At 60.9% G+C, this 5,933-nt stretch carries 6 protein-coding genes; 1 reads left to right on the top strand and 5 read right to left on the bottom strand.

Annotation, left to right across the window (positions count from 1 at the left end; all coding sequences use genetic code 11):
* Positions 1-100 precede the first annotated feature (100 nt).
* From ADN01_RS14805 to ADN01_RS14790, 4 genes are read right to left on the bottom strand one after another with little or no spacing between them, the layout of a single operon-like run.
* Entirely contained in the window at positions 101-361 is a 261-nt protein-coding gene (locus ADN01_RS14805) for a LysM peptidoglycan-binding domain-containing protein (RefSeq protein ID WP_075071241.1), read from the bottom strand.
* 29 nt (positions 362-390) lie between these two features.
* Positions 391-2,145, bottom strand: a complete 1,755-nt coding sequence (gene recN, locus ADN01_RS14800) for a DNA repair protein RecN (RefSeq protein ID WP_062416749.1) — start codon at positions 2,143-2,145, stop codon at positions 391-393.
* Between the two features lie 40 nt (positions 2,146-2,185).
* Complete coding sequence (locus tag ADN01_RS14795) at positions 2,186-2,746, bottom strand: B-box zinc finger protein (RefSeq protein WP_062416748.1); 561 nt, start codon at positions 2,744-2,746, stop codon at positions 2,186-2,188.
* The gene (locus ADN01_RS14790) at positions 2,743-3,612 is read right to left on the bottom strand and encodes an NAD(+)/NADH kinase (protein ID WP_160318441.1); all 870 of its coding nucleotides are present in this window, start codon (positions 3,610-3,612) and stop codon (positions 2,743-2,745) included. The genes ADN01_RS14795 and ADN01_RS14790 overlap by 4 nt, the downstream gene beginning before the upstream one ends.
* Before the next feature lie 153 nt (positions 3,613-3,765).
* Here ADN01_RS14790 and lpdA point away from each other — a divergent pair, with 153 nt between their 5' ends.
* Complete coding sequence (lpdA, locus tag ADN01_RS14785; protein ID WP_062416746.1) at positions 3,766-5,172, top strand: dihydrolipoyl dehydrogenase; 1,407 nt, start codon at positions 3,766-3,768, stop codon at positions 5,170-5,172.
* Between the two features lie 86 nt (positions 5,173-5,258).
* Here the strand turns inward: lpdA and ADN01_RS14780 are convergent, their stop codons facing one another.
* Positions 5,259-5,675 carry an NBR1-Ig-like domain-containing protein gene (locus ADN01_RS14780; protein ID WP_082142563.1) on the bottom strand — a complete coding sequence of 139 codons (417 nt, stop codon included), beginning with the start codon at positions 5,673-5,675 and terminating at the stop codon, positions 5,259-5,261.
* Between the last annotated feature and the right edge of the window lie 258 nt (positions 5,676-5,933).

The following is a 5,933-nucleotide window of genomic DNA, read 5'->3' as shown; positions in this document are numbered from 1 at the left end:
CAAATTGCATTTTTGCTGATAAAGGTCCTGCTGCTTTTTGCCAAAACGACAATCCTGATGATTTACTTGCGCTTTTGGCAGTAATGAATTCATCATCTTTTCATAATTTGGTAAGAATTTTAGTAGCTGCGCCCAGGTTATTCAACTCGCGCAGGGTTTCAATGGGCACGCCGGTGAGCAAAAAGATGGTGGTACAGCTGTCCCCTTCGCGCACGACGTAAAAAATGCGCCCGTCGGCATCCGCGGTGGGAGTCTGGTAAAAAACCTGCGGGTTGGGGCTGGCCGCCACCGGTGCAAAGGTCACCAACAACCCGACCAGCAGCATAGCCGTCACAACCAGGAAAAATCGTTTGGCGTTCATCAGCGGAAATTATAGCACAGAGTCAAGGGTTAACCGCGAGGGGTGGGCTGGCCGCTGATTTCACGGGTGCGGACGCGGGCAAAACGCAGGGCTTCTTCCGCAGCGCTGCGGTTGGCGGCGCTGACCCCGCCCAACATTAAGGCCAGCTCATCCAGGCGCGGGTCGCCCTCCAGCTTTTGCACTTCGGTGTGCGTGCGGCCGTCTTCCACCAGTTTGCGCACGTTGTAGTGCTGGTCGCCAAAAGCGGCCAACTGGGGCAGATGGGTCACGCACAGCACCTGGTGCTGGCGGGCTAAAGTCCACAGCTTTTCACCCACCACGGTGCCCACCCGCCCGCCAATGCCCTGATCAATTTCATCAAACACCAGGGTGGGGATGGCGTCAGCGCGGGCCAGGACGTTTTTCAGGGCCAGCATCAGCCGCGAGGTTTCGCCGCCGGAAGCAATCTTCACCAACGGCTTAAAGCCTTCGCCGGGGTTGGGAGCGATCATAAATTCCACCTGATCGAAGCCGTTTTCGTCAAAGGCCGCGCGCTGCCCCTCGCCCACGGGCAGCCCCTGGGGGTCAGGGCGCACTTCCATGCCCACCTGAAAGCGCGCTCCCGGCATGCTCAGGTCCACCAATTCGCCTTCCACGCCTTTGGCCAGCCGCTCGGCTGCCGCCCGGCGCGCCTTCGAAAGGGCAATCCCCAGGCGGGCCAACTGCTGAAGGCCTTCGCTTTCGGCTTTTTCCAGGGCTTCAATGCGCTCGGTAGCGTTGGCAATCTGCTCCAATTGGGCGCGGGCCTCGGCCCCGAAAGCTAAAACGGCCTCCAGGCTGCCGCCGTACTTGCGCTTGAGCTGCACCAGCAGGTTGACGCGCTCTTCCACCTGTTCCAGGCGGCGCGGGTTAAATTCCAGCCCCTCCAGATACAGCTGCAATTCGCGGCTGATGTCGCTGAGCTGTTCGGCCAGCCCTTCGGCGGTCTGATACAGCTCGGTTTGGGTGGGGTCAATGCGGCTGAGAGCGCTGAGGGAATGCACCACCTTGCCCAGCAATTCCGAAAGGGCCGGGGCCTCGGGGCCGCCGTCTTCCAGCACGGACAGCGATTTGCGCGCCAAATCGGCCAGGCTTTCGGCGTTGGCCAGGCGGTCGCGTTCCTTGCGGATCTCATCTTCTTCGCCGGGGCGCAGATGGGCGCTTTCGATTTCATCCACCTGAAAGGTGAGCATTTCCTGGCGGCGGGCGGCGTCTTTTTCCAACTGGCGCAGGGAGGCCAGTTCGCGCCGCACCTGCACCAGGCTGTGATAGGCCTGGCGGTAGGCGGCGGCCTCGCGCTCCACCGCGGCAAAACGGTCCAAAAGGCCCAAATGCTCGCGTACATTCAGCAAAGATAGGTGTTCGGATTGGCCGTGAATATCCACCAGGAAGGCGCCCAGCTCGCGCAGCAGGGCCACGGGGACGCTGCGCCCGTTGACGCGCGCCACGCTGCGCCCCTCACGGCGCAGTTCCCGCCCCAGGGTGATGTAGTGGGGGTCGTCCAGCAGATCTTCGCGCTCCAAAACGGCGTTCACGGCGGCGCGGTTGGTTTCGGGCAGTTCAAAGGTGGCTTCCACCAGGGCGCGCTCGGCCCCACTGCGAATGGCGGTGGCGTCCACCCGCCCGCCCACAATGGCCTCCAGCGCGTCCAACAGGATGGACTTGCCTGCGCCGGTTTCACCGGTGAAAGCGATCAGCCCGGGGGTAAATTCCAGCGTCAGGCGCTGGATGATGGCGAAATTTTCAATGCGGAGTTCGGTTAACATGCTGTCTTCTTATGCTCCGGCTGCCAAAAAACGGCAGCCCTCAGCGAATTTGAATTCCGCTCAGGCGGTAATAGGCCGAGGAAGTCACCAGGAAAGCGTACAACACCTGCCAGAGAATGGGCAGGATCGAGTAGAAAGAAACCACGCCCTGAGAGAGGAGAAAGAGCGAGCTGATCAGGGTCAGAACCAGGAGCGGCAAGCTGCCCACCGCGGCGGCCCCCGCCGTCAGGCGAAAGAGCATGCGGGAACGGCGGCGCTTCACCGCCCAGCGCACCGCCTCGGCGATGATCACCCCCACGATGGGGGCGATGAAGATGGTGAAGAACTGCAAAAGGGAGGCGATGTAGCTGCCGATCAGGCTGAGCACCAGCGGCAGGACGATGGCCCACACATAATCGAGATTTTTGGCGGTTTCAAAGGTTTTCTGCTGTCCGCTGACGCACTCCTTACAGCGGTAGCCGGTGGGGGTGAGCACCGCGCACTGGTTGCACATGGGGCGCTCGCAGCGATTGCAGCGCAAATAGGTTTCGCGGTCTGGATGTTTGTAGCACACCTGGGCCTGGATTTCGGCGGGGGTGGACACAGGGGTCTGTTCGGTCATACGCCTCCACGGCTGGATGGGTTGCGTTCCATATAACGGGTAAGGTTGCGGTAAAAATAGCTGGGGTCCTGGAAGCGCACAAACAACACCTGCCGGTCGCCCGCTGTGCAGCGCACCTCGTCGCCGTCCAACACCGGAACCGGTAAATGCCCGTCCACGCTTAAGACCGCTTCGTGACTGGTGTAGGTGCGGATGGAAATGCTGACCCCTTCGGGGAGGACGATGGCGCGGTCCACCGACAGGTGGGGGGCCACCGGGATGATGAGCAGGTTGCGCACTTCGGGCGGCAGAATCGGCCCGCCCACGGCCAGGGCGTAGGCGGTGGAGCCGGTGGGGGTAGCCACAATCAGGCCATCGGCCACATACGAGGCCATCTCATACCCATCCACAAAGGCCTGAAGCTGAATGGGGCGCACAAACTGGCCGCGGCACACGACCACATCGTTCAGGGCGTCCCAATGGGCCAGGTGCTGACCAGCGCGCCAATGTTCGCAGCGCAGCATCAGGCGCTGTTCCAGGCGGTAGCGGCCCTCCAGCAGCAGGGGCAGCTGTTCGCGCCACCCATCGCGGGGAATTTCACTGAGAAAGCCAAAATGGCCGGCGTTGATCCCTAAAATGGGCAGCCCCATGCCCGCACAAAAGCGCCCGGCGCGCAGCATGGTTCCGTCCCCGCCGATGGCGATGAGCACATCATGGCTGCCCGGGGATAGGCGGCAGCGCAGTTCGGGATCGTATAAGGAGGCGCATTCCAGAACCTCAGCCCCGCGTTCGCGCAGAAAGCCAGCCACCGCCCGCGCTTCTTCGGCGGCTTCGGGCAGGTTGGGGTGGTAGGCCACGGCAATGCGTTGAATGGGGGCGGCGTTCATAAGCATGCCGTATTATATCAAACCCCGTACCCGCGCGTTGCGCAAAGGGGGGGCATCATAGTACAATCTATGGAAAGTTGCATCCAAAACAGGCGCACGGCCCGCTCCTCCGGCTGCCATGCGCCCGCATTTGACGGCAAAGGAAGAGGTGTCATGAGCGAAGAACTCAATTATGATGTAGTGGTCGTCGGCGCCGGCCCAGGCGGGTATGTGTGCGCCATTCGCGCCGCGCAGTTGGGATTGAAGACGGCTATTGTGGATAAACAGTGGATGGGCGGGGTGTGTTTAAACGTAGGCTGCATCCCTTCCAAAGCCCTGCTGAAAAACGCGGAGCTGGCTCATACCCTGCGGGAACGCGGCAAAGAGTTCGGCTTTTCATTTGAAAATTTGCAGCTCGATTACAGCACCGCGGTCAAACGCAGCCGCCAGGTTTCAGACCGGCTGACGCGCGGCGTGGGCTTCTTAATGAAAAAGAATAAAGTGGATGTGCTCATGGGCACGGCGCTTTTGACCGGCAAGGACAGCCTGACGGTCACCGATGCCGAGGGCAAAACCCAGACCCTGAAGGCTAAAAACATCGTCCTGGCCACGGGGGCCTATTCGGCCAATATCCCCGGTGTGCAGGTGGACGGCGAACGCATCCTTAGCTACACCGAGGCCATCCTGCAGACCACCCGCCCCGAAAAAGTGGTCGTCATCGGCGCGGGGGCCATCGGCGTGGAATTCAGCACCATCTGGAGCAGCTACGGCACCCAGGTGACCATTGTGGAAATGCTGCCGCGCATCCTGCCTTTGGAAGATGAAGAAGTCAGCCGCGAACTGGCCAAGCAGTACACCAAGCGCGGCATTCAACTGCTGACCGAACACAAGGTGCTTTCGGTGGAAAAGAACGACCACGGCGTGGTGGTCAAGGTCAGCGGCCCCGACGGCGAAAAGACCCTGGAGGCGGATCAGGCCCTGGTGGCGATCGGCTTCAAGCCCAACAGCGCCAATTTGGGGTTGGAAAAGGCTGGGGTGGAACTGAACGAGCGCGGGTTTATCAAAGTGGACGAGCGCATGGCCACCAACGTGCCGGGGATCTGGGCCATTGGGGATGTGACCGGCAAGCTGCTGCTGGCGCATGTGGCTTCGGCCCAGGCGATGGTGTGCGCCGAGAGCATCGCCGGGGTGGAAACCGTGACCCTGGATTACACCATGATGCCGCGCGCCACCTTCTGCCAGCCCCAGGTGGCCTCCTTCGGCCTCACCGAAGCCCAGGCGCGGGAAAAAGGCTTTGAGATCAAGGTGGGGCGCTTTAACTTCCAGGCCAACGGCAAGGCCTTGGGGTTGGGCGATTACGCTGGTTTCGTGAAGGTGATCGTGGACGCACGCTACGGCGAAATTCTGGGCGCGCACCTGATCGGCCCGGAGGTTTCGGAACTGCTGCCGGAGCTGACCCTGGCCCAGCGTATGGAGCTGACCCCTGCGGAAATCGGCCGCAACGTGCATACGCACCCCACCCTCAGCGAGGTGCTCATGGAGGCCGCGCACGACGCGATGGGTCACCCCATTCACATGTAAGCTGCGCAGCTCGTAAATCAACAATCCGGCCGCTCCCACAAAGTGTGGGGGCGGCCTTTTGAATGGACACAAGTAAAACGTGGAGACTAGGGTTCGACCTGGATGGAAACGATCAGCTGCCCAAACCCTTCGGCGGAGCGAGTTTCCATCTGCCACGAGGCGGCGTAGGAACCGGCATCCGCAGGGGCGGTCATGGGGATGGAAAGCTCCACCTCTTCCCCTGGCTGAACTTTGGGAACCGGCTGGTTGGCGTCGGTCATGGCGTCGCCCTGCACCAGGGTCAGGCGGTAGCCTTCCCAGGGGCAGGTGCCGTCGTTCTTCACCCGCCAGGTTTTCACAAACCTTTCGCCGGGCTTAAGCACGGTGTTGTCGGGGATGGTGACATCCGCGATGTATTCCATGCTGGCGGTGCAGTCCGTAGAGACTGCGCTGCTTGTCCCGCCGCAGGCGGCTAGAAGAAGAACGGCAAGGGTCGCTAAGATCAGGGTTACCCATGTACGCATGATACGCTCCTGCCGTCTGGGGAACCTTCCAGCGGCGCTGCCCTTGAGTATAATCCAAACGGGAGCAGATGGGCGGAAAACCTCTCTATCCGCAGATTACGCAGATTTCACAGATATTTACGTAAGAGCGGAAAACCTTTCTATCCGCAGATTACGCAGATTTCGCAGATGTTTACGTAAGAGCGAAAAACCTTTCTATCCGCAGATTACGCAGATTTCGCAGATGGTAAAACCTTCCACTAACCCTGATCCGCAGAT

Source organism: Levilinea saccharolytica (assembly GCF_001306035.1).
Taxonomy (GTDB): Bacteria; Chloroflexota; Anaerolineae; order Anaerolineales; family Anaerolineaceae; genus Levilinea; species Levilinea saccharolytica.
The sequence above is the reverse complement of the archived record's forward strand: the minus strand, read 5'-3'. Positions and strand labels throughout refer to the sequence as shown.

Coding starts and splice junctions, on each gene's coding strand:
- ADN01_RS14805 (WP_075071241.1), bottom strand. CDS start 361: ATGAACGCCAAACGATTTTTCCTGGTTGTGACGGCTATGCTGCTGGTC.
- recN (WP_062416749.1), bottom strand. CDS start 2,145: ATGTTAACCGAACTCCGCATTGAAAATTTCGCCATCATCCAGCGCCTG.
- ADN01_RS14795 (WP_062416748.1), bottom strand. CDS start 2,746: ATGACCGAACAGACCCCTGTGTCCACCCCCGCCGAAATCCAGGCCCAG.
- ADN01_RS14790 (WP_160318441.1), bottom strand. CDS start 3,612: ATGAACGCCGCCCCCATTCAACGCATTGCCGTGGCCTACCACCCCAAC.
- lpdA (WP_062416746.1), top strand. CDS start 3,766: ATGAGCGAAGAACTCAATTATGATGTAGTGGTCGTCGGCGCCGGCCCA.
- ADN01_RS14780 (WP_082142563.1), bottom strand. CDS start 5,675: ATGCGTACATGGGTAACCCTGATCTTAGCGACCCTTGCCGTTCTTCTT.